Annotated in this window: 23 protein-coding genes and 1 riboswitch; of the genes, 11 read left to right on the top strand and 12 right to left on the bottom strand. The window is 69.2% G+C overall.

Annotation, left to right across the window (positions count from 1 at the left end):
• Nucleotides 1-8: 8 nt before the first annotated feature.
• The 5 genes from QZX79_RS07545 to QZX79_RS07525 form a co-directional block, all read right to left on the bottom strand.
• Nucleotides 9-701: an alpha/beta hydrolase gene (locus QZX79_RS07545; RefSeq protein WP_294566931.1), complete on the bottom strand. Its 693-nt coding sequence runs from the start codon at nucleotides 699-701 to the stop codon at nucleotides 9-11.
• Nucleotides 702-964: 263 nt separating this feature from the next.
• Nucleotides 965-2,305 carry an ABC transporter substrate-binding protein gene (locus tag QZX79_RS07540; protein ID WP_120167492.1) on the bottom strand — a complete coding sequence of 447 codons (1,341 nt, stop codon included), beginning with the start codon at nucleotides 2,303-2,305 and terminating at the stop codon, nucleotides 965-967.
• Nucleotides 2,306-2,380: 75 nt separating this feature from the next.
• Nucleotides 2,381-3,214, bottom strand: a complete 834-nt coding sequence (locus QZX79_RS07535; protein WP_120167494.1) for a carbohydrate ABC transporter permease — start codon at nucleotides 3,212-3,214, stop codon at nucleotides 2,381-2,383.
• A gap of 80 nt (nucleotides 3,215-3,294) precedes the next feature.
• Complete coding sequence (locus QZX79_RS07530; protein WP_133403618.1) at nucleotides 3,295-4,233, bottom strand: carbohydrate ABC transporter permease; 939 nt, start codon at nucleotides 4,231-4,233, stop codon at nucleotides 3,295-3,297.
• Nucleotides 4,217-6,280: a beta-galactosidase gene (locus QZX79_RS07525; RefSeq protein WP_294566922.1), complete on the bottom strand. Its 2,064-nt coding sequence runs from the start codon at nucleotides 6,278-6,280 to the stop codon at nucleotides 4,217-4,219. Before QZX79_RS07525 ends, QZX79_RS07530 begins: the two co-directional genes overlap by 17 nt.
• A 199-nt stretch (nucleotides 6,281-6,479) precedes the next feature.
• On the opposite strand from QZX79_RS07525, the gene QZX79_RS07520 reads away from it, so the two are divergent.
• Nucleotides 6,480-7,496 carry a LacI family DNA-binding transcriptional regulator gene (locus tag QZX79_RS07520; RefSeq protein WP_294566919.1) on the top strand — a complete coding sequence of 339 codons (1,017 nt, stop codon included), beginning with the start codon at nucleotides 6,480-6,482 and terminating at the stop codon, nucleotides 7,494-7,496.
• A 529-nt stretch (nucleotides 7,497-8,025) separates the two neighbouring features.
• On the opposite strand, the gene QZX79_RS07515 is transcribed toward QZX79_RS07520, so the two are convergent.
• Together QZX79_RS07515 and QZX79_RS07510 are read right to left on the bottom strand one after the other, a co-directional pair.
• Nucleotides 8,026-10,173 (bottom strand): alpha-galactosidase, encoded by a 2,148-nt coding sequence (locus tag QZX79_RS07515; protein ID WP_294566916.1) that lies wholly within the window; start codon nucleotides 10,171-10,173, stop codon nucleotides 8,026-8,028.
• A 139-nt stretch (nucleotides 10,174-10,312) separates the two neighbouring features.
• Nucleotides 10,313-12,043: a sensor histidine kinase gene (locus tag QZX79_RS07510; protein WP_294566913.1), complete on the bottom strand. Its 1,731-nt coding sequence runs from the start codon at nucleotides 12,041-12,043 to the stop codon at nucleotides 10,313-10,315.
• Nucleotides 12,044-12,224: 181 nt separating this feature from the next.
• Between QZX79_RS07510 and QZX79_RS07505 the strand changes: the two genes are divergently transcribed.
• Nucleotides 12,225-12,983: a response regulator transcription factor gene (locus QZX79_RS07505; protein WP_294566910.1), complete on the top strand. Its 759-nt coding sequence runs from the start codon at nucleotides 12,225-12,227 to the stop codon at nucleotides 12,981-12,983.
• A 69-nt stretch (nucleotides 12,984-13,052) separates the two neighbouring features.
• Here QZX79_RS07505 and QZX79_RS07500 read toward each other — a convergent pair whose 3' ends face one another.
• The 3 genes from QZX79_RS07500 to QZX79_RS07490 form a co-directional block, all read right to left on the bottom strand.
• On the bottom strand, nucleotides 13,053-14,339 hold the full coding sequence (locus QZX79_RS07500; protein ID WP_294566907.1) for a glycoside hydrolase family 26 protein: 1,287 nt from the start codon (nucleotides 14,337-14,339) through the stop codon (nucleotides 13,053-13,055).
• A gap of 15 nt (nucleotides 14,340-14,354) precedes the next feature.
• Nucleotides 14,355-14,428, bottom strand: a riboswitch (cyclic di-GMP riboswitch).
• Between the two features lie 138 nt (nucleotides 14,429-14,566).
• Complete coding sequence (locus tag QZX79_RS07495) at nucleotides 14,567-15,139, bottom strand: dihydrofolate reductase family protein (protein WP_294566904.1); 573 nt, start codon at nucleotides 15,137-15,139, stop codon at nucleotides 14,567-14,569.
• Between the two features lie 81 nt (nucleotides 15,140-15,220).
• Nucleotides 15,221-16,291: a LacI family DNA-binding transcriptional regulator gene (locus QZX79_RS07490; protein WP_294566902.1), complete on the bottom strand. Its 1,071-nt coding sequence runs from the start codon at nucleotides 16,289-16,291 to the stop codon at nucleotides 15,221-15,223.
• Nucleotides 16,292-16,468: 177 nt separating this feature from the next.
• Here QZX79_RS07490 and QZX79_RS07485 point away from each other — a divergent pair, with 177 nt between their 5' ends.
• The 6 genes from QZX79_RS07485 to QZX79_RS07460 are packed head-to-tail and all read left to right on the top strand — an operon-like array spanning nucleotide 16,469 to nucleotide 22,046.
• Entirely contained in the window at nucleotides 16,469-17,557 is a 1,089-nt protein-coding gene (locus tag QZX79_RS07485) for a mandelate racemase/muconate lactonizing enzyme family protein (RefSeq protein WP_294566899.1), read from the top strand.
• Nucleotides 17,558-17,617: 60 nt separating this feature from the next.
• Nucleotides 17,618-18,592 (top strand): C-terminal binding protein, encoded by a 975-nt coding sequence (locus tag QZX79_RS07480; protein ID WP_294566896.1) that lies wholly within the window; start codon nucleotides 17,618-17,620, stop codon nucleotides 18,590-18,592.
• Nucleotides 18,589-19,641: a zinc-binding dehydrogenase gene (locus QZX79_RS07475; protein WP_294566893.1), complete on the top strand. Its 1,053-nt coding sequence runs from the start codon at nucleotides 18,589-18,591 to the stop codon at nucleotides 19,639-19,641. Before QZX79_RS07480 ends, QZX79_RS07475 begins: the two co-directional genes overlap by 4 nt.
• A complete protein-coding gene (locus QZX79_RS07470; protein ID WP_294566890.1) occupies nucleotides 19,634-20,389 on the top strand; it encodes an SDR family oxidoreductase in 756 nt (251 codons plus the stop codon). The genes QZX79_RS07475 and QZX79_RS07470 overlap by 8 nt, the downstream gene beginning before the upstream one ends.
• Entirely contained in the window at nucleotides 20,386-21,072 is a 687-nt protein-coding gene (locus QZX79_RS07465; protein WP_294566887.1) for a bifunctional 4-hydroxy-2-oxoglutarate aldolase/2-dehydro-3-deoxy-phosphogluconate aldolase, read from the top strand. The genes QZX79_RS07470 and QZX79_RS07465 overlap by 4 nt, the downstream gene beginning before the upstream one ends.
• Nucleotides 21,069-22,046 carry a sugar kinase gene (locus QZX79_RS07460; RefSeq protein ID WP_294566884.1) on the top strand — a complete coding sequence of 326 codons (978 nt, stop codon included), beginning with the start codon at nucleotides 21,069-21,071 and terminating at the stop codon, nucleotides 22,044-22,046. The genes QZX79_RS07465 and QZX79_RS07460 overlap by 4 nt, the downstream gene beginning before the upstream one ends.
• 34 nt (nucleotides 22,047-22,080) lie before the next feature.
• On the opposite strand, the gene QZX79_RS07455 is transcribed toward QZX79_RS07460, so the two are convergent.
• Entirely contained in the window at nucleotides 22,081-22,539 is a 459-nt protein-coding gene (locus QZX79_RS07455; RefSeq protein WP_294566880.1) for a MarR family winged helix-turn-helix transcriptional regulator, read from the bottom strand.
• Between the two features lie 296 nt (nucleotides 22,540-22,835).
• On the opposite strand from QZX79_RS07455, the gene QZX79_RS07450 reads away from it, so the two are divergent.
• Nucleotides 22,836-24,257 carry an NAD(P)/FAD-dependent oxidoreductase gene (locus QZX79_RS07450; RefSeq protein ID WP_294566877.1) on the top strand — a complete coding sequence of 474 codons (1,422 nt, stop codon included), beginning with the start codon at nucleotides 22,836-22,838 and terminating at the stop codon, nucleotides 24,255-24,257.
• Nucleotides 24,258-24,327: 70 nt separating this feature from the next.
• Here QZX79_RS07450 and QZX79_RS07445 read toward each other — a convergent pair whose 3' ends face one another.
• The gene (locus QZX79_RS07445; RefSeq protein WP_294566874.1) at nucleotides 24,328-24,939 is read right to left on the bottom strand and encodes an ABATE domain-containing protein; all 612 of its coding nucleotides are present in this window, start codon (nucleotides 24,937-24,939) and stop codon (nucleotides 24,328-24,330) included.
• A gap of 285 nt (nucleotides 24,940-25,224) precedes the next feature.
• On the opposite strand from QZX79_RS07445, the gene QZX79_RS07440 reads away from it, so the two are divergent.
• The gene (locus tag QZX79_RS07440; RefSeq protein ID WP_294566871.1) at nucleotides 25,225-25,869 is read left to right on the top strand and encodes a uracil-DNA glycosylase; all 645 of its coding nucleotides are present in this window, start codon (nucleotides 25,225-25,227) and stop codon (nucleotides 25,867-25,869) included.
• Between the two features lie 119 nt (nucleotides 25,870-25,988).
• Nucleotides 25,989-26,289, top strand: a 301-nt coding sequence (locus tag QZX79_RS07435) for a spore photoproduct lyase family protein (protein ID WP_366484787.1), incomplete at its 3' end; no start/stop codon positions are given.

The following is a 26,289-nucleotide window of genomic DNA, read 5'->3' as shown; positions in this document are numbered from 1 at the left end:
TGATCCCACTAGACGCGCTGGTGCCAGTTCAGCCAGGAGGCGGCTTCCTCGGCGATGTTGGCCGGGACGGTGTGGGGTCCGTCGAACTCGCGGTACACCACCTCGTATCCCTCCCGCTCGAGCGCGGGGACGACCCGGCGGCTCGTCGAGGAGATCGGCAGCACCGTATCGCCCGTGCCGTGCGAAATGAACATCGCCGGTTCGCCGCTGCGCGGGGCCGGCGGGATGAAACCGGGGGAGAAGGCCACGATGCGCCGGAACAGGTCGCCGTTGGCCAGGCCCAGTCCCAGGGCGTAGGAGGCGCCGTCGGAAAAGCCGCCGATCCCCACCATCGACGGGTCGATCGCGACCAGGTCGAAGACCTCTTGAAGGGACCGGTTGATCACATCGACGTCGGGCCCGTAGGTCTCCCGGATGGCATCCCAGGTGGAGCCCCGGGAGGCGGGGGAGAGGACCACGATGTTGTACTGGTCCGCGATGCGGCGCAGCAGCGCGAGCCCGCCGGCGGCGTCGCCCCCCGCGCCGTGCAGGGCGACAAGCAGCGGAGCGGGCCGGTCGGCCTGCAGGCCTTCGGGCACGTACACGAGGGGATCACGCCGCGGCTCAAGCCCCAGGGGGTGGACCCCCTTCATGGTCCGGTCGTGCTGCGCATCCGGGTTGGGCCGCGCCGAAAGCAGCGCCGGGTTTTCCTGATTCTGCACGCTTCCTCCCGGAGGTCCGCATCCAAAAACCGCTGACAGCAGCGCACACTGGCCGGCCCCCAGAAGAAAATCGCGGCGCGTCACCACAGATGTCAGTTTAGGGGAGGTGCTCCCGATAGGGCAGGGCCGCGGGAGAAGGTTTCGGCACGGACCTGCCGGCAAAACAGATCACCACCCCCGCCGGTGCGGCGGAGGTGGTGATCGGGTAGGCGGGAGGCCCGGGGCGGGGCCGCCTGTCGAGCTGGCCGCGGGGCGGCCGGTTGCTACTCCTTGACCGGGATCGACTGCGACTTCAGGGACTCGACGGTCGCTTCCTCGCCGGAGGTGAGGGCATCCATGAGGGTGCCGTCGCCGCCGATGGCCTTGCCGAACCCGTCCGAGACGTCGGTGTAGGTCTGGGTCATCGTCGGGCCCCAGGTGAAGTTGGGGTCAACGTTCGAGGAGGCTTCTGCGAACACGTCGTAGATCTTCTGTCCGCCGAAGTACTCAACGCCACCGCTGAAGGCCTCGAGGTCCGTGGCCGACTTCGCGGCGGGGTAGAGCCCGCCGAGTTCGTTCGCCAGGGCCAGGGCTTCGGGGTCGGTGTTGAGCCACAGCGCGAACTGCGCCGCCTCGTACGGGTGCTCCGAGCCCTTCAGGACCGCGGTGGAGGAACCGCCCCAGTTGCCTGCGGCCGTTCCGCCGTCTTCCCACTGCGGCATGGGCGCCACGGCCCACTTGCCCGAGGTGTCGGGGGCGCCGGTGGCCAGCGTCGAGGCACCCCACACCGCGGAGATCCAGGTCCACTGGTCGCCCTCGTTGAAGGAAGCGTTCCACTCGTCCGAGAAGGAGGGCAGGGTCGAAACCTGGTCCTTCTCGAGCAGGCCCTGCCAGTAGTTGGCGACCTGCTCGGATTCCTCACCCGTGAGGTTCACATCCCAGCCCTCGTCGTCGTTGGAGAACCACTGACCGCCGGCCTGCCATACATTGCCGGCGAACCAGTTCACATCACCGCGGGGGAAGTTGGTGATGTAGGAGCCCTGGGCCTTGATCTCCTCCGCTGCGGCGGCGTATTCCTCCCACGTGGTCGGAACCTCGATGCCGGCCTGCTCGAAGAGGTCCTTGCGGTAGAACATGGCCATCGGGCCGCTGTCCTGGGGGACCGCGTAGACGGCGTCGTCCTCACCGAAGGTCACCTGGCCCCAGGTCCAGTCAACGAACTGGTCCTCGGCGTCGGAGACGTTCTCGCAGGACGCGATGTTCTCGAGGCCGTCCTGGACGCGGAAGTTCGGCAGGGCGTCGTATTCGATCTGGCCGAGGTCCGGGGCGTTGCCGGCCTGCAGCTGGTTGAAGAAGTTCTGGTAGGTGCCCGAGTTGCCGTTCGGCCCGGTCTGCACCTTGACCTGGATGTCGGGGTTTTCCTCGTTCCACAGGTCGACAACCTTGTCCATGCCCGGAACCCAGGTGGTGAAGGTCAGGTCGACGGGACCGGACGACGGCTCGCACGAGCTGCCGCCTTCGCCGCCGGCCGTGGAGTCGCCGCCGCCGCCGCCTGCGCAGCCGGCGAGGGTGAGCGCTGAGACCATGGCAAAGGCTGCGGTGGCTTTTCCGTAATGCGCGCGCATTTTCTTTTCCTATCGGTGGGGGTGCTCCGCGGCGGTTGCCGCGGGGCAGGTTGGTGGAGGTGTTGGTGTTGGAAGCTACTTGACGCTTCCGGCACCCAGCCCGCTGCTCCAGAAGCGCTGAAGCGCAAGGAATGCTGCAATGAGCGGGAGGATCGAGACGAGGGCTCCGACGATCACGAGGACCCTCAGTTCGGGAATCTGGCTGATCTGGCTGTTCCACGCGTACAGGCCCAGGGTCACTGGGAACAGGGTCTGGTCGCGGAGCATGATCAGGGGCAGGAAGAAGTTGTTCCAGATCGCGACGAACTGGAACAGGAAGATCGTCACCAGGGCCGGCGCCATCAGGCGGGTGGACACGGTGAAGAACGTCCGGATCTCCCCGGAGCCGTCCAGCCGGGCGGCCTCAAGCAGCTCGCCGGGGACGCTGGCCGCCGCGTAGATGCGGGCGAGGTACACGCCGAACGGGCTGACCAGGCTCGGGAGGAACACGGCCCACAGGGTGTTGGTGAGCTTGACCTCGCTGAAGATCAGGAACAGCGGCAGGGCCAGGGCCGTCGCCGGCACCAGCACGCCGCTGAGCACGATGTTGAAGATGGCCTCGCGGCCCTTGAACTCGTACTTGGCCAGGGCGTAGCCGCACATGGCGGCGATGATGGTCCCAAGGAGTGCGCCCAGGCCCGCGTAGATCGCGCTGTTGAGCAGCCAGCGCCCGAACACGCCGTCGCTGTAGGTGAAGAGCCGGCCGATGTTGCTGAAGAACGTCGGGATCGACTCCATGGTGAACCACAGCGGCGCCGTGCCGGTGATCTGGCCGCCGGTCTTGGTCGAGGAGACCAGCAGCCACCAGATGGGGGTGAGGAAGTAAAGGGTGAAGACGCCCATGATGAGCATCGCCCCGGTGCGGGACATGATGCTGTGCCGGGGCCCGCGGGGGGCGTTTCCCCTGCGCACCGACTTTCGGGTTGAAACTGGGGCCGCTGCTGCTGCGCTCACTGGCTGACCTTCCGCTGGGTTGCCTTGAGGAAGACGAAGGAGAGGATAAACGTTGCCAGGGCCAGCACTACGGAGAACGCTGCGGCAAGGTGGTAGTTGGGAACCGACGCCGTGGTGTAAACCGCGAGGTTCGGGGTGAAGGTGCTGCTGATGGCCGAACTGAAGCTGCGAAGCGTCTGGGGTTCGGCGAGGAGCTGGAGTGTGCCGATGATCGAGAACACCCCGGTGAGGATGATGGCCGGCACGACCAGGGGGATCTTGATGCGCCAGGCGATCTGGATGTTGCTGGCGCCGTCGAGCTTGGCCGCCTCATAGATTTCGGTGGGGATGGCCAGCAGCGAGGAGTAGATGATCAGCATGTTGTAGCCCACGTACACCCACGTCACGACGTTGGCGATGGCCCACAGCACGAGCTCCGCGGAGAGGACGTTGACCTCCGAGGTGATCAGCCCGAACGGAGAGAGCGTCGGCGAGTAGAGGAAGCCCCACATGATCGCGGCGATGACACCGGGAACGGCGTAGGGGGCGAAGAACGCGAGGCGGAAGAACTTTTTGCCCTTCAGCAGCGGGGAGTCCAGCAGCAGGGCGAACAGCAGGGCCAGGCCGAGCATGATCGGAACCTGGACGACGCCGAAGAGGACCACCCGTCCCACGGACCGCCAGAACTCGGTGTTCTGGAACACCTGCTGGTACTGGACGAAACCGCCGAAGACCTCCTGCGGCGCCCCGAAGGTGCCCTCCCGCTCCACCGTCAGGAGCGACTGAACCACGGCGAAGACGATCGGGATGGCGTAGAACGCCAGGAACAGGACGGCGAACGGCGCGATGAAGAGGAGGACTGCGCGGCGCTGGGCCGCGAAGGTCTTGGTTCTCCGGGGTTTCTGCGCCCCCTTGGCCAGTGCCGGAGAAATGCTTGAACTAGTCACTTTCAACATCCTTTGAGCCTGTGGGGAGGCCATTGGTTGGGTGGGCGGAGGTGGAGGTGCGGACAACCCGGACGGCGCCTGCGGGGACCACGACGACATCGGCAACTTCCTCACCGACAATCAGTTCCTGGCCCTGGATTGCGTGTTTGTGTTCTTCGGGCGAGTGGTTGATCAGGAAGACGTAACTCCGGTCCCCGTTGGAGCGGACAACCGTCTCCAGGCCCTCGGGGGAGGACGCGGCGGTGATCCCGGCGTCGGCGGCGGCCCGGGTGAGGGTTTCGCGCAGCGCCGCCGGCTCCAGCGCGGTGGCGAGGTACCAGGCGGTGCCGGCGCCGTGCCGGTTGCGGGTGACGGCGGCGGTGCCGGCGAGGTGGCCGCCGGTGAAGGAGACCATTGCCTCGGCTCCTTCGAGGCGCAGTGCCTCGCTCCACAGCGACGCCGCGGTGCCGTTGTCCAGGGCCGGCATGTCACCGGGGGCCAGGGGAAGGAATTCCTCGGTGCGGATACCGAGCAGTTCCCGGTACGCCCCGGGGTAGCCGCCGGTGCGGACCTTCTCGTTTTCGTCGACGATGCCGCTGAAGAAGGTCACGAGCGCGTGGCCGCCGTCGGCAACGTAGTCGGCCAGCGCCGCGGCGTCGCTGTCGCGCACCAGGTACAGGCCGGGCACGACGGCGAGCTTGTAGGCGGAGAGGTCGGCACCCGGGGCGACGATGTCGACGGTGATGCCTGCCTCCCACAGCGCCTTGTACGCGGCGTGGACCTGATCGAGGTAGGCAATATCCGACGACGGGTGGGACTCCCGGTCGTAGGCCCACCAGGCTTCCCAGCTGAAGACCAGGGCGGCCTCGGCGGTCACGGTGCTGCCGCCGACCTCGGTGAGGCGTTCAAGGATGCCGCCCAGCTCAACGACTTCCTTCCACACCCGCGAATCGGTTCCGGCGTGGGGGAGCATCGCGGAGTGGAACTTCTCGCTGCCCTGGACGGAGGCGCGCCACTGGAAGAAGCACAGGCCGTCGGCCCCTCGGGCGAGGTGGGTCAGGGAGTTCCGGATCATCTCGCCGGGTGCCTTGGCGATGTTGCGCGGCTGCCAGTTCACGGCGGAGGTGGAGTGTTCCATCAGCAGCCAGGGCGAGCCCTGGGCGAGTCCGCGCGTGGCGTCGGCGGCGAAGGCCAGTTCCATGGTCGGTGCCTCGAGCCGGTGGTCGAGGTAGTGGTCGTTGGCGATGACGTCCATGTGCGGCGCCCATGACCAGTAGTCCTGGGTGCGGATGTGGGCCGTGACCATGAAGTTGGTGGTGACCGGCACGGTGCTGTGCTGCCGCAGGATCTCCGCCTCGGCCGAGTAGTAGCCGAGCAGTTCATCGGAACTGAAGCGGTGGAAGTCCAGGACCTGGGTGGGGTTGTACGCGGAGATGGTGGTGCGCGGAGGAAGGATCTGGTCCCACCCGGAGTAGCGCTGCGACCAGAAGGTGGTGCCCCAGGCGGCGTTGAGCGCATCGAGGGTCTCATAGCGGCTGCGGAGCCAGCCGCGGAACGCGGAGGCCGAGACGTCGCAGTAGCACAGGGCGTTGTGGCAGCCGAGTTCGTTGGAGACGTGCCAGAGCCGGACGGCGGGGTGGGCGCCGTAGCGGCGGGAGACCTGCTCGACCAGGCGCAGCGCGTGCTCGCGGTACACCGGGGAGCTTGAACACCAGGCCTGCCGTCCGCCGGGCCAGGCCCGGACTCCGTCGGCGGACTGGGGGAGGATCTCGGGGTGAAGGGTGGTCAGCCAGGCCGGGGTGGAGGAGGTGCCGGTGCCGAGGTTGACGCCGATTCCGTGCTCGTGGAGCAGGTCGAGGATTTCATCGAGGCGTTCGAAGGAGTAGTTCCCGGGCGAGCTTTCAAGTTCGGCCCAGCCGAAGATATTGATGGCCACGAGGTTCACGCCGGCCTGCTTCATCAGCTGGACGTCTTCCAGCCAGACCTCACGGCTCCACTGCTCGGGGTTGTAGTCGCAGCCATAGACGAGCTTTCCGTTTCCGGACAGCTCCGTGACTGGATATTTGTTCAGGTTCAACCCTGCTCCTTCGGCTTGCTCTGCACGCGCAAGACGAGGAGGGGCCTCGTTGCCTTGAACGCTCTGTGAACGCTCCCAGAAACCACGGAACCGATGTCCTCTGCAATCTCTGGGAGCGTTCACAGCGTAGCAACGGCCCCGAAGGCTGTCAACGGCTGAGCTACCTCCGAGTAGTCGGAGGCTCGGCTACAGTACAGATATGTCCCTCACCCGAATGCGAGCACGGCGCGCCACGATCAACGACGTCGCCGACGCCGCGGGGCTGTCCCGGGGCACCGTCTCCCGGGTGGTCAACGGGGAGAAATATGTCTCTGCGGAGGCGCGGATGGCCGTCGAGGCGGCGATCGCCCAGGTGGGCTACGTGCGCAATACGGCGGCCCGGAACCTGGTCACCCAGGAATCCAGGGCGATCGGCCTGATCATTCACGAGCCGCATTCGCTCCTGTTCGAGGACCCGAACATCGGCTCGATCCTGCTGGGTGCCAACGAGGCGCTCTCCAAGGCCGACTACCAGCTGGTCACCCTCATTATCGACTCCGACCGCGACAGCCGCCGGGTCGCCGACCACCTGCGTGGGGGCCTGATCGACGGCGCCGTCATCGTCTCGGCCCGCGCCTCGGATCCCATCGCCGCAGCCGTCGCCGACATCGGGCTGCCGGCCGCCTTCGTCGGACATCCCGACGGCACTCCCGACCTGCCGTACGCCGCGATCGACAATGTCGAGGCGGCACGCGCAATCACGAGCAGGCTGCTCGGCACCGGGCGCCAGCGCGTCGGCATGATCGCCAGCGCCCTGGACCGCGACTCGGGCCAGGACCGCCTGGCCGGATTCCGGGCCGCGATGGGGGAGCGGTACGACCCCCGCCTGGTCGTTGAGTACCCTCTCTACACCTACGCCGCCGGCTTCGAGGGCATGCAGAAGCTGCTCCGCCGCGACCCGTCGATCGACGGCGTGTTCGCGGCCTCCGACGCGGTGGCCGCCGGCGCCATGACCGCCCTGCAGGAGGCCGGACGGCGCGTGCCCGAGGACGTCGGCATTGTCGGCTTCGACGACAGCAGCTGGGCCCTGCGGTGCCGGCCCCAGCTCTCCACCGTGCGCCAGCCGGCAGGGCTCCTCGGCACCACGGCTGCCGAACTGGTGCTCGCCCAGCTGATGGGCCTGCCCAGCTCGCCGCGCGTGCTCGAGACCGTGGTCATGTGGCGCGGTTCCGCCTGAGCGGCGCTGCCCCGGGTTGGCCGCCCCGGCATTCGGCTGCTTCCTGACGTCTCAGAAATGGGACTGGCGCCCGCGCGCCGATTTGACGCCCGAACGGCCTTGATCAGCGGGCAGTTGTGCCGGGTCGGGCCGTTCTGCCCACCGACCGCGCCTGTTCCGTGGGCATGTCCGGATATGCCCACTGGCCGGTCTCGGTCACTGGGCAGTTGTGCCGGGTTGGGCGCTCTGCCCACTGACCGGTCTCGGTCACTGGGCAGTTGTGCCGGGTTGGGCCGTTTTGCCCACTGACTGGCCTTGGTCGGTGGGCAGTTGTGCCGGGTTGGGCCGTTTTGCCCACTGACTGGCCTTGGTCAGTGGGCAGTTGTGCGGGGTTAGGCCGTTCTGCTCATTGACCGCGTCTGTTCCGTGGGTATGTCCGGATATGCCCACCGACCAGCGCCGGTCGGTGGGCAGCTTTCGTCCGGAATGGTCACTCCGGGCAAAGCTGGACGGAGCAGGACCCGGCGAACGGGAGCAGCTCCCGCACTGACTAGCCCTCGGTCCGCCTGAGCTCGATCAGGACCGACTGCTCCGGGAACAGCACCGGCGCTTCAAGGCCCACCGAGCCCAGCAGGCGTCCGCTGAGCGACAGCGGGGATCCCTCGGCGGCCGCCTGCACCCAGGCCAGGGCTGACTGCCCGTTCCCCGGAAGCTCGCGGTGGGGTGCAGCGAGCGAGATGCTGTAGGAGCCCTCGGGGTCGAGCCCGGGAAAGACGATCCGTCCCGGAGGGTAGCTGGCGCTGGAGGCGGTCAGCGAGTAGCCGAACAGGGCCGACGAACCGTCCCGGGCGACGACGCCGCGCACGTCCATCGCCGGGTCCGGAAGGTCGGCGTAGACGGTGTGCCCGGTGTGGAGCACGTCCCGCCACGACTTATGGACCTCGATCCACTCCGCCAGGGCGGCGGTGTCCTCGGCGCTGAGGTCCGAAATGTCCCACTCCACACCGAAGTGGCCGAAGACGGCCGTGGCGGCGCGGAAGGACAGGCCGTGCGCGCGTCCGGTGGAGTGCGAGACAGGCCCGCCGACGTGCATGCCCATCAGCTCCGGCGGCACCAGGAGCCCCGTGTACTTCTGGTTCGGCAGGCGTTCGATGGGGTCGATGCAGTCGCTCGTCCAGATGCGGTCGGTTCGAGCGAGGATGCCGAGGTCCACGCGGGCTCCGCCGGAGGCGCAGCTTTCAATCTCGAGGCCCGGGTGGCGTTGCTTCAGCTCGTCGAGCAGGCGGTACAGCGCCAGGACGTTCTCGTGGATGACCGCGTGTCCGGTGCGGGCGTCGGCACCGTCGAGCACCTCGCGGTTGTGGTCCCACTTGACGTAGGAGATGTCGTTTTCGGTGAGCACGGCGTCGATCGACTTCAGGATGTAGTCGTAGGCCTCGGGGTTCGCCAGGTTGAGCACCTGCTGCTGGCGTCCGGGCACGGGCAGGCGGCCCTCGGCCTGGATGATCCAGTCAGGATGGCTCCGCGCCAGGTCGGAGTCGGGGTTGACCATCTCGGGTTCGAACCACAGCCCGAACTCCATCCCGCGCGACCGGACGTGGTCGATCAGCGGGGTCAGCCCCTCGGGCCACACCGCGGGGTCCACGAACCAGTCACCGAGCCCGGCGGTGTCGTCCCGGCGGCCGGAGAACCAGCCGTCGTCCAGCACGAAACGCTCGATGCCGACGGCGGCGGCCTTGTCGGCGAGGTGGGTCAGGCGCTCGAGGTTGTGATCGAAGTAGACCGCTTCCCAGGTGTTCAGCGTGACCGGGCGCGGGCGCCGCGGGTGGTTGGCGCGGAGCCGCAGTTCCTGATGGAAGCGGGCGGCGAGCTCGTTGAGCCCATGGCCCCAGGACCCGAGGGCCTCGGGCGCGTCGTACCGCTGCCCGGGAGCGAGCACGATTTCGCCGGGGAGCAGCAGCTCCCCGGCTCCTAGGAAGGCCTCGCCGGTCGGCGTCTTTTCGACGAGCAGCTGGTGATTCCCGCTCCAGGCGGTGTGGACGGCGTGGACCAGGCCGCGCTGGAACCCGAAGGCCGGTTCGCCCGCGCCCAGCAGCAGGGTCGCGTCGGCGCCGGGGCGGCCCTTCCTGCTCTCCCTGCGGTAGCTGCCGGCCGTGAGGGCGTGGCGCTGGGGGCTGCGCTCGCGCAGGTGCCGGCCCGTGGTGTCCAGGACCTCCTGTGCGCTGGCCGGAAGGGGGAAGGTGGCCAGCAGGGAGCGGACCTCGTAGGCGATGTCGGCACTGTTGATGACGCCGAGGCGCTGGCGGAACAGGCCCGCTTCGGTGACAGTCAGTTCCGCTTCGAGGGTCAGGCCCGCGACGGCGTCGACGGCGGTGAGCCGTACGTCGTGAGCCGTGGACTGCAGGTCGGTGGTGGTGAACGCGGCGGAGATGAAGGACCCGCCGCGGTGCCCGGTGAAGCCGGCGGTTCCCTGCCAGCCGAAGGACTCCTGCGGAACGAGGGTCAGACGGGCCGGGATGTCGATGCCGCCCGATACCCGCTGCGGGCGGAGGGCCGCTGCGAGGGCAATCAGCTGGTCGTCGGCGATGTCCCCCAGGGCCTCGCCCCAGTAGAGAACCGCCGGGAGGCCGTTGGTGGTGGTGTCGAGCACAACGCTTGTGCCCGAACGCGAAAGGTGGAGAACGGGGGAGGACTGCATCCCTCATTTCTACTGCAAAACCGGGAACCGGCGTCAATCACCCGGGAGCGCCGGAGGGCTCCGGCGGGCCGCCAGCCACCGACGCCGGCGGGTCCGGAGGGCGGCCGGGCGGAGGTGGCGGGCCACCCGGGAGGCGCCGTTAGGCCGGGGTGTCGGCCGGTGCCGGGTGATCGGGAAGGGTGACGGTGAAACGGGTGCCCCGGCCGGGTTCACTGCTGCATGAGATCGTTCCGCCGTGGCCCTCGACAATGGCCTTGGTGATGGACAGCCCGAGGCCCGTGCCGGGAACCTCCGATTCCCGGGCCGAGCGGGCACGGAAGAACTTGTCGAAGACCCTCGCGGCGTCCGCCGGGGTCATTCCGGAGCCGGTGTCCTCGACCGACAGGACCACCTCGTCGCCGTCGGGCCGGGCCGTGATGGTGACTGCGCCGCCCTCCGGGGAGTACTTAATCGCGTTCGACAGGAGGTTGTCGATCGCCTGGGAGGTCCGCTGCGGGTCGGCGTGCGCCCACAACGGGGAGGGCACATCAACCCGGATGGTGATTCCCCCGGCGCGGGCCAGGGCGCTCAGCGAGCCGACGCTGGAATCCACGAGGCCCGCAATGTCGGTGCGGCGGGGGTGGACGCTCAGCGCGGCGGAGGCCGACAGCAGCAGGTCCGAGACGATCTCGAGCAGGCGCTCGGCATTGCTGTGGGCGATGTCCAGATAGTAGGCGGTGCGCGGGGGCACCTCATCGCCGGCGTCCTGCGCCAGTTCCAGGTTGCCGAGGATCGAGGTCAGTGGCGTCCGCAGCTCGTGGGAGACATTGGCGATCAGGTCGTCCTTCGCTGCGATCGCCTCGACCAGGCCGGTGACATCGCTCGAGGCGATGACGGCGCCGCTGAACGCGCCGGAGTCGCTCTTCATGGCCCGCGCCGCCGTGGAGAGGGCCCGCTGGTCGTTGCCCTGCCCGATCCAGATCAGGTAGTCCGCGAAGGACTCGCCGTCGACCGCCCGGCGCACCGGGCGCTTGGCCTCCGGCAGGACCGTCCGCTGGTCCTGGCCGAACAGTGCAAGCGCCGACTCGTCGGCGCCGGAGCTTCCGGAGGGCAGGGCGAGGCGGTGGAGGAGGTTCTGCTGGTGGTTTGTGAGGATCGTCTCGCCCTCGGCATTGACCGCCACGACGCCGACGTCGATCGTGTCCAGCACGGTGTGCAGGAGCCGCTCGCGCTCCTTGCTCGATTTGAGCAGCTCGCGCAGGATGGCATCCTTCTTCATCAGCTGGCGCTGCTGCAGGGCCACATTGGCGGTCGCGAAGCGGACCGCGAGGGCGACCGAGAGCAGTGTCAGGGGGAGGAAGACCGTGCCGCTCAGCTCGGCCGCGGTGACGTCCGGGAGCTTGGCCAGCACCGGAAACCCCACGATCAGCAGGGGACCGACGAAGCTCATGAGCACCGCCAGCCAGCCGAGGATGCCCGAGGCGGCCAGCCAGATGACGGGGAAAACGGCGAGCGCACCGAGGCCGGGGAGGATTTCCAGCCCGCTGTTGCGGGTCACGGCGATCGCCAGGATGTCCCCGACCGGGATGATCAGGGGGGCGGCCTGGGGCAGGCGCTCCCAGGGGATCAGCCAGCAGGCCAGGAACAGCGCCGCGTGGATGGCGAGTCCGAGCTGGAACCAGTGGAGGCTGAGCAGTCCAGGCCAGACGCTGGGGGCGGCCAGCACGATGCCGATGATGATGACCGTCAGGGGCAGCTGGCACAGGCCGATCCGGACCCGCGGACCGAGCCGCCGGAAGTAGAGGTTCGTCTTTGTGGTCGGGGTCGACTCGACGGGCGGAGGCTCATACAGAAAATCTGGTGGCGCGGGTTCCGTATGAAGAGAGGACATTTCTCTATTATTGCTCTCGTACGGGCATTGAGGTGCAGAAATTCGGTAAAGAAACTGCGGCAATCTTGCGTAACTTACTTAACACGAACTTCCCTTGTAGCCTGTAAAACAATCACGGGTCTCAAGGTGTGCGAGGGTGAATACGTTTCACGTCTCCCGGCCTCCGGCGTAAGGGAAAAATATGGGTGAGCAGGGGACTGCCGTCGTTATTGAAGACGACGAAGATGTGCGCAATCTCTTGAGCGCTGTCCTTCAGCAGTCGGGGTTCGAGGTTCACTCAGGGGCGACCGGGCGTGAGGGGGTCCTCGCGGTGCGCGGCAACAGCCCCACGGTGGTGACCCTCGATGTCGGACTGCCCGATATCGACGGTTTCGAGGTGCTCCGGCGCATCCGGGCGTTCAGCGACTGCTACGTCATTATGCTGACCGCACGCGCCGATGAACTGGACACCCTCATGGCCCTCCAGTCCGGCGCCGACGACTTCCTCACCAAGCCCTTCCGGCCCCGCGAGCTGAGGGCCCGGGTCGCTGCCATGCTCCGGCGGCCGCGGGAGGCCGGAGGGCCGGCCGGCGCATCCCCCGAGGCGGGGGCGGTTCCGCAGCAGCCGGTACTGCGCCACAACGGCCTCGTGCTCCACCAGGAAACCCGCACTGCCAAACTGTTTGATGCCGAAATCAGTTTAACGCGGAGCGAGTTCGATTTACTTCACGACCTTATGCGCAGCGGCGGCTCGGTCCGCACTAAAGCCGATTTGGTCCGGGTGGTGCGCGGCGAGCAGTACCGCGACGCGGCTTACGTGAGCGATGTGGACGAACGGGCCGTCGAAGTGCATATCGGGAATCTCCGAAAGAAGCTCCGGGAAGATCCCCGCCAGCCCGCTTGGCTGGTGACCGTCCGGGGCGTCGGATACCGGCTGGCCCCGGAGCGGGTCCAGACCTGAAAGTCCCCGGATTCCGGAAACTCCGGGCCGCCGGCGCCGGAGCGGACGAGGGGTCCGCTCCGGGACGGCTCAGCCCGCCGGCGGCCGGGCCGCGAGCGCCTGTGCCAGCGCCGCCGCGGAGCCGGCGCTGCTGTTGATCCGCCAGTCGGTTTCCTTGGCGAAGTGGAACCAGACCAGGGCCGTGACGTCGGGCTGGGCCGCGAGGTAGCGCACCAGGGACGTGTTCCAGGCGGACTTCGATCCGCCCGCCTCCGCCGACGCGGTCTCGGCGATCAGGATCTGCTTCCCCGGGGCGAGCCGGCGCACCTCCGCAAGTCCTTCCCCGAACAGGGCATCGGGCTCCACCCAGGTACTCCACGAGGCGGAGGCGCCCCAGTTGTAGCCGTCGAGCGCTACGGCGTCGACGTACTGGGCTCCCGGGTAGAGCTGGTCCAGGGGCGTCGACCCCCAGTACGGGACGTTCGGATTCCACACCCAGGAGATATTGGTGGCGCCGGTGGAGGCCACGACGTCGTGCACGTGGCGCCATGCCGCGGCGTAGTCGCCGGCCTCGTTGCCGTTGACCCCTTCCGCCCACGGGTACCAGTTGCCGTTCATCTCGTGGCCGAAGCGCAGCATCACGGGATGGCCCCACTGGGTCAGGGCGGAGCCCCACTGGCGCAGGTACGGGTCGAAGTCCCCGGCGGCGATGCGGTCGAGCGAGTAGGCGGGCTGGGCGGTGCCGCCGCCCCAGAGCCACGGCTCCCAGGTCAGCAGGGTCACGGCGCCGCGGGACCGGACGGCGTCGAGCTCGGCCAGCGGCGGGGCCTGGGCGAAGTCCTTGTAGGACAGGACGACCGACGGTGCCTCGCCGGCGAGCACGGCCACCTCGTCCAGCTCACCGGCGGCCATCGGTCCGCCGGGGGTGCCGGCGCCGAAACGCAGCGGTGCCGTGCGGATCCCCGGCACGGGGGCGGGCCCGGCGGGCGGGGCGTAGGTCAGGGTGAAGGGCGCCGAGGCGATGCTCGAGCCCGCCCGCGCCTCGACGAGCACCGGGCTGCCGGCGTCGGGGATGACAATGCCGGCGGTAAAGGATCCGGACGCGTTGGCGGTGAAGGGCACGGAGGCCGTACCGGCGGTGAGGGTGCCCTTCGACTTTTTGGGGAACCCCGTTCCGGAGACGGTGACCAGGGTCCCGGCGGATCCGCTGGAGGCGCTCAGGGAGATGGACGCCGTGGCGGCGTGGACCGGCTGGAGTGCCCCTGGTCCGAGCGCCGCAACGACGGCGGCAAGGCAGAGGGTGAGCGCGGTGCGCAGCAGGTGTGCCGCCAACCGGCGGGGGATGGGCCGGGCGGTACCCGGGGAGGTGTCGTGCATGGGAGACCTTTGCTGTTCGGCAGCCCGGCTGACCGTAAGGCCCCGTGGCTTTGCGTCACCGGCTCGCACCGGTTTTGCCCTTGTCGAAAGCGGGGCCGCAGCCGCCGCTGGAGGGCAGGTTCGCTGCCGCCCTCCCCTCCATTCTCGAACCACCGGGGGTGCGGCACCAGAGGATTATCCGCAGGAAAGGCACAGGAAAAGCGCGGCATCCGGCCCTGGGCGGGTGGTTAGGCAGGATGGGGCTGCCAGCGGGTGACTTCGTAGGTCAGGTGGGCGAACTGGGCGAGCTGCTCCGCGCTGCGCAGGCTGAGCCGGTCCGACTGGATGAAGCGCGGCAGCAGCGGCGCCCCGGCGTCGAGGGTGACCGGGGCGATCGCCACCTGCACCTCATCGAGCAGGTTGGCGTCGAAGAACTGGCCGGCGAGGTCGCCACCGCCCATCAGCCAGATGTCCTTGTCCCCCGCGGCCTCGAGGAGCTGCGGGTAGACGGCGCCGGGCTCGCCGCAGACGAACCGCACATCGGCGCCGTCCGGCCGGGGAAGGTCCCGGTTGGTGAAGACGAACACCGGGCGGTTCCCGTAGAACTCCCGCCACCGTCCGGGGCGGTCGAGGACGCCCTCGGCCTCGAGCATCCACTCATAGGTCTTCGACCCCTGGACCAGCACCGTGATGCCGTCCAGGAAGTGCCCCTGGTGGTAGGGCTCGGGCTGGTCCACGGCGAAGAGCCAGTCCATCGAACCCTCCCCGTCGGCGAGGAATCCGTTGAGGGAGGAGGCGGCTCTGTAGATCGTTTTCGTCATGGTGCGGGTCCCTTCGGTCCGGTGCGCTAAGACTAGCGCCTGGGGGCCGCCGAAGGGCCGCCGCCGAAGGAGAGATCCGCTTTAAGACGGCACTTTTGCGGTGCCGGCGGGCGGTCCAGAACGCGGCGGCCCGGTTGACCCGCGCACCACCACCTCGGGGGCGCCCGGCACCAGCACATCCTTGGGGGGTGCCCCTTCGAGCTGGGCGCAGAGTGCGTCGACGGCCGCCTGCCCCAGCTCCATCAGCGGCATGGCGATGGCCGTCAGGGGAGGGTGGAGGAACCCGGCGAGGGGGAGGTCGTCGTAGGAGATGACGGAGATGTCCCCGGGAATGCGCAGCCCCGCGGCATGGACGGCCGAGAGGACGCCGATCGCCTGATTCAGGGTGCTCGCGTAGATCGCGGTCAGGTCGGGGTGGTCCGCCAGCAGCCGGGTGGCCGCGGCATAGCCGCCCTGCTCGTTGAACTCCCCCGACTCGATCGAGGGTTCCGGAATGCCCGCCGCCGCCGCGGCGCCAAGCAGCCCGGCCCGTCTGCTGACGGTCGGCGCGAGCTGCTCCGGGCCCGAGACGTGGCCGATCCGCCGGTGCCCCAGCGCGAGCAGGTGGTCCAGGGCGGCCTGGCTGGCCGCCTCGATCTGCAGCGAGATGTTCCGCCCGGAGCCCGCGACGACGCGGTTCACGAACACGTGCGGAATCCGGGAGTCGGGCAGCATGCCCAACAGCGGGTGGTCGGGGCGTGCCGAGGCGATCAGGAGCCCGTCCACGCGGTGGCTCGCCACGAGGTCGGCGAACTGCCGGTCCACGCCGAAATCGGCGGAGTCCTCCGCCAGCAGCATGGCGAAGCCGCGGGCCCGCGCCTGCTGGACGGCGCCGCGGGTAATGCGGGAGTAGACCGGGTTGGTGAGGTCCGGGATGAGCAGGGCAAGGGCGCGGGTACTGGCGCCGGCCAGGGCGCGGGCGCCGGTGTGCGGCTGGTAGCCCAGGTCCCGCACCGCGTCGAGGATGCGCGTACGGGTCTCCTCCCGGATGGAGAGGGTGCGGTCGTTGTTCAGGACCCGGGAAACGACCGATTTGGTGACACCGGCATGGTTGGCCACGTCAATGAGGCGGGAGCGCTGTTTCGAGTGGAGCGGAGCGTCGGCGTCGCGCACTGAACCTCCCTTCGAAGCATGCGGCAGTCTGATTCTGCCACAGCGGCAGGTGTGATGTTGACCTCACCCGGGAATCGCCGTAGGGTGGACGCCGCCGGGGAAAACCGGTTTTCTAGGCGTCGGACGGCCCTCCGGGGAAGAGCCGGCTCCTCGGTACCCACGTCCAAAGGAGTGACCATGGCCAAAGTCGAAACAATGCAGACGGACCTTTACCGGATCCCGCTGCAGCAGACGCTGACCGACAGCATGCACGGGGTGATGCTGGATTTTGAACTCATCACCGTGCGGGTGACCGACAGCGACGGGGCCGTAGGCCTGGGCTACACCTACACCGTCAATCACGGCGGTGCGGCCGTGGCTGTGATGATCGACCGCTACCTCGCGCCCCTGCTGCAGGGCCAGGACGCCGACCGCATCGAATCGCTGTGGCAGCAGATGTGGTGGGCCCTCCACTACGCGGGCCGCGGGGGACATGTCACCTCGGCCATCTCCGCGATTGACATCGCCCTGTGGGACCTCAAGGGCAAGAAGGCCCAGCAGCCACTGTGGCGCCTCTTCGGCGGCTTCGACCCGAAGGTGCCCGTGTACGCCGGTGGAATCGACCTTCAGCTGCCGATCGAGGACCTGCTCGCCCAGGCCGACGGCTACCAGGAGCAGGGCTTCCGTGCCATCAAGATGAAGGTCGGACGGCCGCAGCTGCGCGAGGACGTGGCCCGGGTGGCCCGGATGCGCGAGCACCTCGGCGAGGACTTCCCCCTGATGGTTGACGCGAACATGAAGTGGAGCGTCGACGAGTCGATCCGCGCCGCCCATGCGCTCGCCGACTTCAACCTGGTCTGGATCGAGGAGCCCACCATCCCCGACGATTTCGCCGGCTACGCCCGCATTGTCCGCGAGGGCCGCCAGCCGATCGCCGGGGGTGAGAACCTCCACACCCTCTACGAATTCCAGCAGGCGATCACCGCCGGTGCCATCACCTTCCCCGAACCGGACGTCAGCAACTGCGGCGGCTACACCACCTTCCGGAAGGTCAGCGCCTTGGCCGAGGCACACAACCTCCCCGTCACCTCGCACGGGGTGCACGACCTCACGGTCCACGCCCTGGCCGCGGCGCCCAACCGCACCTACATGGAGGCCCATGGGTTCGGGCTCGACGCCTACCTCGCGGCGCCGCTGCGCATCGAGGACGGCTTCGCCGTGGCCCCCGAACTTCCCGGCCACGGCGTCGAGCTGGACTTCGCGTCCCTCGAAGCGGTGCGTGCATGACGGCCGCGGAGGTCCGGTCCGGCGCAAAAGCACTAGCATTCCAGTCAGTGGAGGGATGAGATGTCCGATCAGCTGAAAATCGTCATCACCGACTGCGACCACGACTCCATCGCCATTGAGGAGGACCTGGCCCGCAGCCGCGGCGCCGGCCTCACCCTGGCCACCTGCCGCACCGAGGACGACGTCATCGCCGCCGCCGCGGGAGCCGACGGGATCCTGGTGCAGTACGCGCCCATCACGGCCCGGGTGCTCGACGCCCTTCCGGCGCTTCGGGCCATCGGGCGGTACGGGGTGGGCGTTGACACGGTCGACGTCGACGCCGCCACGGCCCGCGGCGTCGCGGTGTGCAACGTGCCCGACTACGGGACCGAAGACGTCAGCGACCACGCAATCGCGCTGGCCCTGACCCTGGCCCGCGGAGTGACCCAGCTCGACCGGCGGATGCGCGCCGGCGAACACAGCCTGGCCCCGGTGCGGCCGCTGCACCGGACCGCCACCCGGGTCTTCGGCATCGTCGGGCTCGGGCTCATCGGCTCGGCCACCGCCCGCAAGGCCCGCGGCATCGGGTACACGGTGATCGGCTACGAACCCCGCCTCACCCCCGGCTCGGTCACTCCCGACGGCGTTGAGGTCGTCACCTTCGAGGAACTCCTTGCCCGCGCCGACGTCGTCTCCCTCCACGTGCCGCTGAACGCCGGCACGCACCACCTCATCGACGCCGGAACCCTCGCGGCCATGAAACCCGGCGCGGTGCTGGTGAACACCTGCCGCGGTGGGGTCGTGGACACCGCGGCGGTGGTTGCCGCCCTGGAATCGGGGCAGCTCGCCGGGGCGGGCCTGGATGTCTTCGAGCAGGAGCCGCTGCCGGAGGGCCACCCCCTCCTGGGCCTCGGGAACGCCGTGCTGACGCCCCACGCCGCCTGGTACAGCGAGGAGTCCTACGGCGAACTGAAGAGCCGGACCCTCGAGAACGTGCTCGATGTCTGCTCCGGAACCGTCCCGCGCAATATCCTCAACCCGAAAGTGCTCTCATGACCCCCTCCGATTCAATGAAGGCCGCCGTGCTCACCGCGCCGGAGACCGTCGCGGTGCAGCAGGTTCCCCTGCCCGAGGTGCCCGACGGCTGGGCGCTGATCCGGGTCGAGTACACGGGCCTGTGCGGCACCGACTTCTCCATCTACCACGGCACCCACCCGCGGGCCGCTCCGCCGCTGATCCTGGGCCACGAAATCACCGGTACGGTCGCCGTCGCCGCGCCCGACGGTCCCCCCGAGGGAACGCGGGTCGTCGTGGAGCCCCTGATCACCTGCGGTACCTGCGGCCCCTGCACCAGCGGAAATTCCCACGTGTGCTCCAACCTCAACCTCTACGGCATCGACGCGCCGGGTTCGCTGGCCGAGTACGTCGCCCTTCCGGCGCGGGCGCTCCTGCCCGTCGATCCGAAGGTGCCCGCCCGGCAGGCCGCCCTCGCCGAGCCCCTGGCCGTCGCGGTGCACGCCGTCGCCCGGTCCGGACTGTCGGGGGGTGAGCGGGTCGCCGTCTTCGGGGCCGGCCCGATCGGGCTGCTCACGGCCCTCGTCGCCCGGGAGGCCGGCGCCGGGGAGGTGTTCCTTATCGAGCCGAGCGAGGACCGCCGGGAGGCGGCCGGGCGGTTCGGTTTCTCCGTCCTTGCGCCGGGTGAGGACCCCGCCGGCACCGTCCGCTCGAGGACCGCAGGCGCAGGCGCCGATATCGTCTTCGACTCCGCGGCCCACCCTTCCGTCGCCGCCGCCCTGTCGGGGGCGGCCCGCGTGCAGGGAACCATCGTGCTTGTCGGGGTGTACAAGGAGCCTGCGAAGCTCGACCTCCAGGGCATCACCTTCTCCGAGCAGACACTCCTCGGTGTGCGGGTCTACACGCGCCAGGACATGGAACGGGCCGTCGGGCTGATCGAGGCCGACGTGCTGCAGCTGGGCCGGCTGCCCATCGAGGTCTTCGGCCTGGGCGAGGTGCCCGAGGCCTTCACCAAGGCCATGTCGGCCGGCGGGGTCCTGAAGGTCCTCGTCGGGTCCGCGGGCGAAGAGAGCGGGGCGGCCGATGTCTAATCCCTTCGACCTCACCGGACGCACCGCCGCCATCACCGGGGCATCCCGCGGCATCGGCCAGGCCACCGCCCGGGCCCTGCTCAAGGCGGGAGCGGACGTGATCGCCCTGCAGCGCAGCTCGGTCTCCGCTGAACTCGAGGAGACCGCCGCGCGGCTGGGCCGCCGGATCGACACCATCGCGGTGGACCTCACCAGCGAGGAGTCGATTGCGGGGGCGATCACCGCCGCCCTGGCCGCCTCCGAGGTGCACATCCTCGTCAATAACGCCGGAACGCAGATCCGGCACGACGCCGTCGAGTTCCCGCTGGCGGACTTCGACACGGTCATGCAGGTCAACACCCGCGCCGTCTTCCAGCTGTGCCAGGGCTTCGGTGCCCCCATGCTGGAGCGCGGCGAGGGGAAGATCGTGAACCTCGCCTCGATGCTCACCTTCCAAGGCGGGTTCCGGGTGCCGGCGTACGCGGCGTCCAAGGGCGCCGTCGGGCAGCTGACCAAGGCGCTGAGCAACGAATGGGCGGGCCGGGGAGTCAACGTCAACGCCGTCGCGCCCGGCTACTTCGCCACGGACATGAACGAGGCCCTCCTGGCCGACGGGAACCGCTCGGCGCAGATCCTCGAGCGCATCCCCGCGGGGCGCTGGGGGGAGCCGGACGACCTGACAGGAGGAGTCGTGTTCCTTTCCTCGCGTGCCGCCGACTACATCCACGGCACCATCCTCCCGATCGACGGAGGGTGGCTGGGCCGATGACTTCTCCCGCCTCCCTCCGGCGTCCGGCCGCAGGCCAGGCCCTGCTCCGGAATCCGGTGATCGCGGTGCTCCGCGCGGGCCACGCGGAGCAGTACGCCCCGGTGCTCGACGCGCTCCTCGCCGGAGGGGTCACCTCGATCGAACTGACCCTCAGCACCCCCGGCGCACTCGAGGAGCTGCCGCGGCTGCTCGAACGGTTCGGGCCCGACGCCGAAATCGGCGTGGGCACGGTCACCGGGGTCCAGCAGGCACGCCAGGCCATCGACGCCGGAGCCGCCTACATCGTCACCCCCGTGATGGACCTTCCGACCGTGGGCCTGTGCGTCGAGCGGGGCATCCCGGTCTACCCCGGCGGCCTGACCCCCACCGAGTTGCTGGCAGGCTGGAACGCGGGGGCGACGGCGGTCAAGCTGTTCCCCGCCTCCACCGTGGGGCCCGGGTATATCGGCCAGCTGCGCGGGCCCTTCCCCGACATTTCCGTCATTCCCAGCGGCGGCATCGGCATCGCCGACGTGCCCGGCTGGATCGAGGCCGGTGCGCTCGCCGTCAGCCTCGGCGGGCCGCTCCTGCAGGACGCCTTCGCCGGTGGAAGCCCGGCGGGCCTGATCCAGCGGGCCCGCGAGGTCTCCGAACTGGTGGCCCGGTCACGTCCGGTGCCCGCACCGCGGGGAGCGGAGGAATGACCGCGGTGTCCGGCGGCAGCCCCGCCGGGTCCGCCGGGGTCATCACCTTCGGCGAAACGATGGCCCTGATGAGGGCACAGACGCCGGGGCCGCTGGCCCATGCCTCCGAACTCGGCCTGGGCATCGGCGGCGCCGAATCCAATGTCGCCATCGCCCTGGCGCGGCTCGGCACCCCGGTGTCGTGGTTCGGCCGGGTGGGTGCGGACAGCCTTGGCGACCTCGTGGTCCGCGAGCTGCGCGCCGAAGGCCTCGAGGTGCGCGCGATCCGCGACCCGGCCGCGCCCACCGGGCTGATGATCAAGGAACGGCGCACGCAACACCACCAGAAGGTCTGGTACTACCGGGCCGGCAGCGCCGGCTCCCGCCTCGGCCCCGCCGATGTGCCGGTGGAGGAGATCGCCGCCGCCGGGCTCCTGCACGTCACGGGCATCACCCCGGCGCTGTCCGAGTCGGCCGCCGACGCCGTCGACCTCGCCGTGCAGACCGCGCGCACAGCCGGCATCCCGGTCTCCTTCGACGTCAACTACCGCGGGGCGCTGTGGAGCCCCGAGGCCGCCTCGCCCGTGCTCCGGCGTCTCGCCGGCCGGGCCGACATCCTCTTCGCCGGCGACGACGAAGCCGCCCTGCTGGTGGGCCCGGCCGAGGGTCCGAGGGAACTCGCCGGCGCGCTCGCGGAGCTTGGGCCCTCGCAGGTCGTGGTCAAGCGCGGCGCCCAGGGGTGCCTGGCCCTGGTGGACGGGATGTACTTCGAACAGGCCGCCGTCCCCGTCCAGCCCGTGGACACCGTGGGCGCCGGTGATGCCTTCGTCGCCGGGTATCTCGCCGAACGGCTGAGGGGGCTCGCGCCCGCCGAGTGCCTGCTGACGGCGGTGCGCACCGGAGCCTTCGCGTGCCTGGTGCCCGGAGACTGGGAGGGGATGCCGCGGCGCAGCGAACTCGGGCTGCTCGAGGCGACGGAGCCGGTGTCGCGCTGACACCCGCTGGAGGGACCCTGTCCGGTGTCGGCTGCTAGCCGGCGGCGGAGCCGGCCCGGGTGGCTGCCGCAATGATTCCGCGCATTGAATCGTTGAGCGTTTCCACCTGCTCCCGGGTCAGCCCGAGCCGCTCCAGCATGGTCCCGGGCACCCCGACGGCCTCCGCCCTCAGGGCGGTGCCCGTCTCCGTCAGGCGCACCGACAGCGTCCTCTCATTCCCGGGCACCCGGTTCCGGGTGAGGTAGCCGAGGGATTCGAGCCGTTTGAGCATCGGCGAAATGGTGGCCGGCTCCATCATGAGGATCTCGCTGATCTCCCGCAGCGACCGGTTGTCCTGCTCCCACAGGATGAGCATCACCAGGTACTGGGGGTGGGTGAGCTTCAGTTTCTCAAGGACCGGACGGTAGGCGTTGACCACCGTCCGGGAGGCGATGGACAGCGCAAAGCAGAGCTGGCGCTCAAGCAGCAAATCGTCGTCGTCGGGGGCAGCCATGGCTCCGTCCTGGGGTTGAAGATGGTCCTGCGGAATAAAGCTTAGCGTACTAACAGTTAGAGGATCTGAATGCGGAAGTTCCCGTCGAACGAACCCCTACCCGGGATTGTTCGGGGCGGGCCTTTCCATCCTGACGGGCAGGCTCTGTGCGGTCTGCCGTTCCAGGGGCGCTGAGGATCCGCGCTTGTACCAAAGCGGCAGGGAGTCGATCTCCCGGGCGGCAGCACAAAGATCAGGACCCGGTTCCCGGGCCCGGTGGGCCGGCTCGCGGCACCACGTGGTGGAAGGTAAAAATTGTGACCGAAGTAAAGACAACCGACGTCGTCGTCATCGGAGGCGGCCCGGTTGGAGAGAATGTGGCTGATCGGGCGGTCCGGGGCGGGCTGACGGCGGTGCTGGTCGAATCCGAACTGGTCGGCGGCGAGTGCTCGTACTGGGCCTGCATGCCGTCCAAGGCGCTCATCCGTTCCGGCGCCGCCCTTTCCGCCGCACTGTCCCTGCCGGGAGCGCGCGAGGCGGTCACGGGCAGCCTCGACGCCGCCCAGGTGTTCGCCCGCCGGGATGCGATGGCGGCTAACTGGGACGACTCCGGGCAGGCGAAGTGGGTGGCGCAGCAGGGGATTACCCTGGTCCGCGGCCAGGGGCGCATCTCCGGGGAGCGCGAGGTTCAGGTCACGGCCAAGGATGGGACGGTCACCACGATCCAGGCCCGCCAGGCTGTCGTGATCGCCACCGGGTCCGTGCCGGTGGTCCCCGCCATCGAGGGGCTCGATGAGACTCCGTTCTGGGGCACCCGCGAGCTTGTCTCGGCCGAGGACGTTCCGGAGTCGATCACGGTGATCGGCGCAGGCGTGGCCGGCACCGAGCTGGCCCAGGCCTTCTCCCGGCTTGGGGCGAAGGTGACGATTGTTGCCCGCAGCGGAATCCTTCGGGGGTTCCCGACGCCGGCGGCCGATCTGGTGAAGAACGCCCTTGAGAAGGAAGGGATCCGGGTCCTGACCAACACCGGCATCCGGACCGTTGCCAAGAACGGTGAAAACGCGGTGTCCGTCACCCTCGACAGCGGCGACACCATCGAGTCCGAGAGGCTGCTCGTGGCCACGGGCCGCCGGCCGGCGCTGGACGGGCTCGGCCTCGAGGATCTCGGGCTGAGCTCCACGGGCCTTCGCTCCGATGACACCGGGCGGGTCCGCAGCGCGGGTGACTGGCTCTATGTCCTGGGTGATGCCGCCGACAAGGTGATGCTGACCCATCAGGGCAAGTACGAGGCCCGTGCCGCCGGCGATGCCATCGCCGCCCGGGCCGCCGGTACCCTCGGTGACGACGTCGAGCCGTGGAGCAGGTATGCCGCGACGGCGAACTCGTACGCGGTGCCGCAGGTGGTCTTCACGGATCCGGAGATCGCCATGGTGGGACGCACGCTTGAGCAGGCGACGAAGGACGGCGTCAACGCGTCGGAGGTCTCACTCCCGATCGCGGTGGCCGGTTCCGCCCTCCACGCCGAGGGGTACACCGGATGGGCGCAGATGATTGTCGACGAGGACCGCAGGGTCATCATCGGCGCGACCCTGGCCGGGCCGGATGTCGCTGAAATGCTCCACGCGGCGACGATCGCGATTGCCGGCGAGGTGCCGCTGGAGCGGCTCTGGCACGCAGTCCCGTCGTTCCCGACGGTCAGTGAGGTCTGGCTGCGGCTCCTCGAGCAGTACGGGCTGTAGGCCGGTACGGCCGCGGACCCAGTGCGGGAGCTCGACGGCTCCTGATGCCGGGTGCGGTGTTCCCGGGCGGTTAGAAGCCCGGGGACACCTCGTCGGCATGGGTGCGCTTGTAATAGGCGCGCGAGGCGCGGACGCGCATTCCGCAGGCCGGGGTGCACCATTCCCTGCGGGGGTGGTCCTTGAGGAAGAACAGGAAACATCCCGGCGCCTGGCAGTCGCGCAGCTGCTGCAGCCGCTCCCCGGAAAACAGGTCGGCGGCGTCCCGGGCCAGGGCGGACAACGCCGCCCGGGGGGCGGTGCTCCGGGCCCGGGCGGACTTCGACAACGCACCCTGCGGCGTAAGGGTCAGGACCGGGGCTGCCGGCGCCAGCGCGGCGGCGCGGTTCAGGACCGCGACGGGCCCCTCGGCCGGGCTGAGGCCCTTGGTGAGGTCCGAGGCGAGGGTCCGCACCGCGCTCCGCAGTTCGAGGAACAGCGCGAGGTCGCCCTCCCGGGCCTCGGCGAGCTCCTCGGCGGGCAGCTCGATTCCGTCGAGCTGCGGGGCCACTTCGAGGACCCAGGCTGCCACATCGGCCGGCGTCGAAAGTCCCTCCCGGGGCTTCCCGCGTACCGCGAAGTAGGTGTTCGCGAGATCCAGGGCCGGGGAGTCCCGAATGACCGGAGCTCCGCCCTCGTATGTCATGGGCATCTTCTCATGATAGCAGGAATCCATAAACGTGAGAACAGCGCATTCCACCCTATCGCATGTCGCCCGGGCCGGGTCTCTCCGAATGAGTTCCGGGACGACGGCGTGTCCGCTGCGACACGCCGCCGGCCCTCCAGGTGAAGGGCGGCCCCGGTCCTGCTCCCGTGGCGCGGAGGGGCGGGGATTATGGCCCCTGCGCCGGACCGAGGCGCCCCGCGGCGTAAACTGGAGATCTGCGGACAAGTTTGTGCCACTCCAGGCGATGTCCGCTAGGAGGTTGAATTGGCACAACGTATGGCGGACCCCACCTATCAGGCCCAGCAATGGGAGCGGCGCTACGACCCCAATATTGAAGACGTGAACCGGCTGTGCGATTCGCTCGGGGAGCTCAAGCCCGGGTCAACCGTTCCGTACATCGACCCGGTGCACGACGTCGATGGCTGCAAGATCGTCAGTCTTTTCTCGAGTCCGGGCTCGTCGCTGCCCTCGGGCTTCGTTTCGTTCGAGAACGACGATCCGGCCTCCGTGCGGATCGCCGAGATCTACGAGTCCGCCGGCCTCCGCCCCGAGCAGGTCATGCCGTGGAACGCCTACCCGTGGTTCCTCGAGGAGGGCAAGGAGCGGGCGCTGTCGATGGACCAGATCGCCGACGGTGTAAAACCGCTCCTGAGCTTCCTCCAGCAGGTTCCGCGTGCGTCGGCGCTGATCGCCCACGGAGCCGACGCCCATAAGGCGGCCCGCCGGCTCATGAAACTCGAGAACCGGGCCATCTACAAGCGCGGCTTCAAGATTTATGAGGTGCGCTCCACCAGCGAGCGGGCCTTCAAGGGGACGCCGGCGAACCAGGAGATCTGGCTCAAGGAAATCCATGCGGCCTACACCGACGCCATGGGCCGCGCCGGCATCCGGGTGCGCCAGACCATCTAGGCCGCGCCGGGCCGGGACCGTTCGTCGCCCGGACCGCCGTACCCGGTCGACCGCCGAAGTGTCGGTGCGCTGCGGTAGCGTGGAATTCCCCCCCCACGAACCGGAGCCAGGCATTCATGATTGAGGCGAGCAAACTCCTCCAGGTCAGCCGTATCTACATCGAGCCGGAGGCGGCCGCGCTTCCCCGGGGCCAGCGGGTGCTGGCACGCTGGCCGGAGGCCGAAGTGGTCGAAGTGGCGAGCCACTGGCGCATCCCCGAGCTCGCCGGCGACGAGGCGAACGTCCGGCGCTGGGTGCGGATCAAGACCGAGGCGCTCGTCCTGGGCGTCAAGAAGTCGCTGGCGGCAAAGCCCAACGGGCGCTCCGCCGACTTCATCTCGCCCTCCACGGCGAACGGCTGCGCGGTGGCCTGCGCCTACT

The sequence above is a fragment of the uncultured Arthrobacter sp. genome (genome assembly GCF_902805515.1).
In the GTDB taxonomy this organism is placed as follows: Bacteria; Actinomycetota; Actinomycetes; order Actinomycetales; family Micrococcaceae; genus Arthrobacter_D.
The sequence above is the reverse complement of the archived record's forward strand: the minus strand, read 5'-3'. Positions and strand labels throughout refer to the sequence as shown.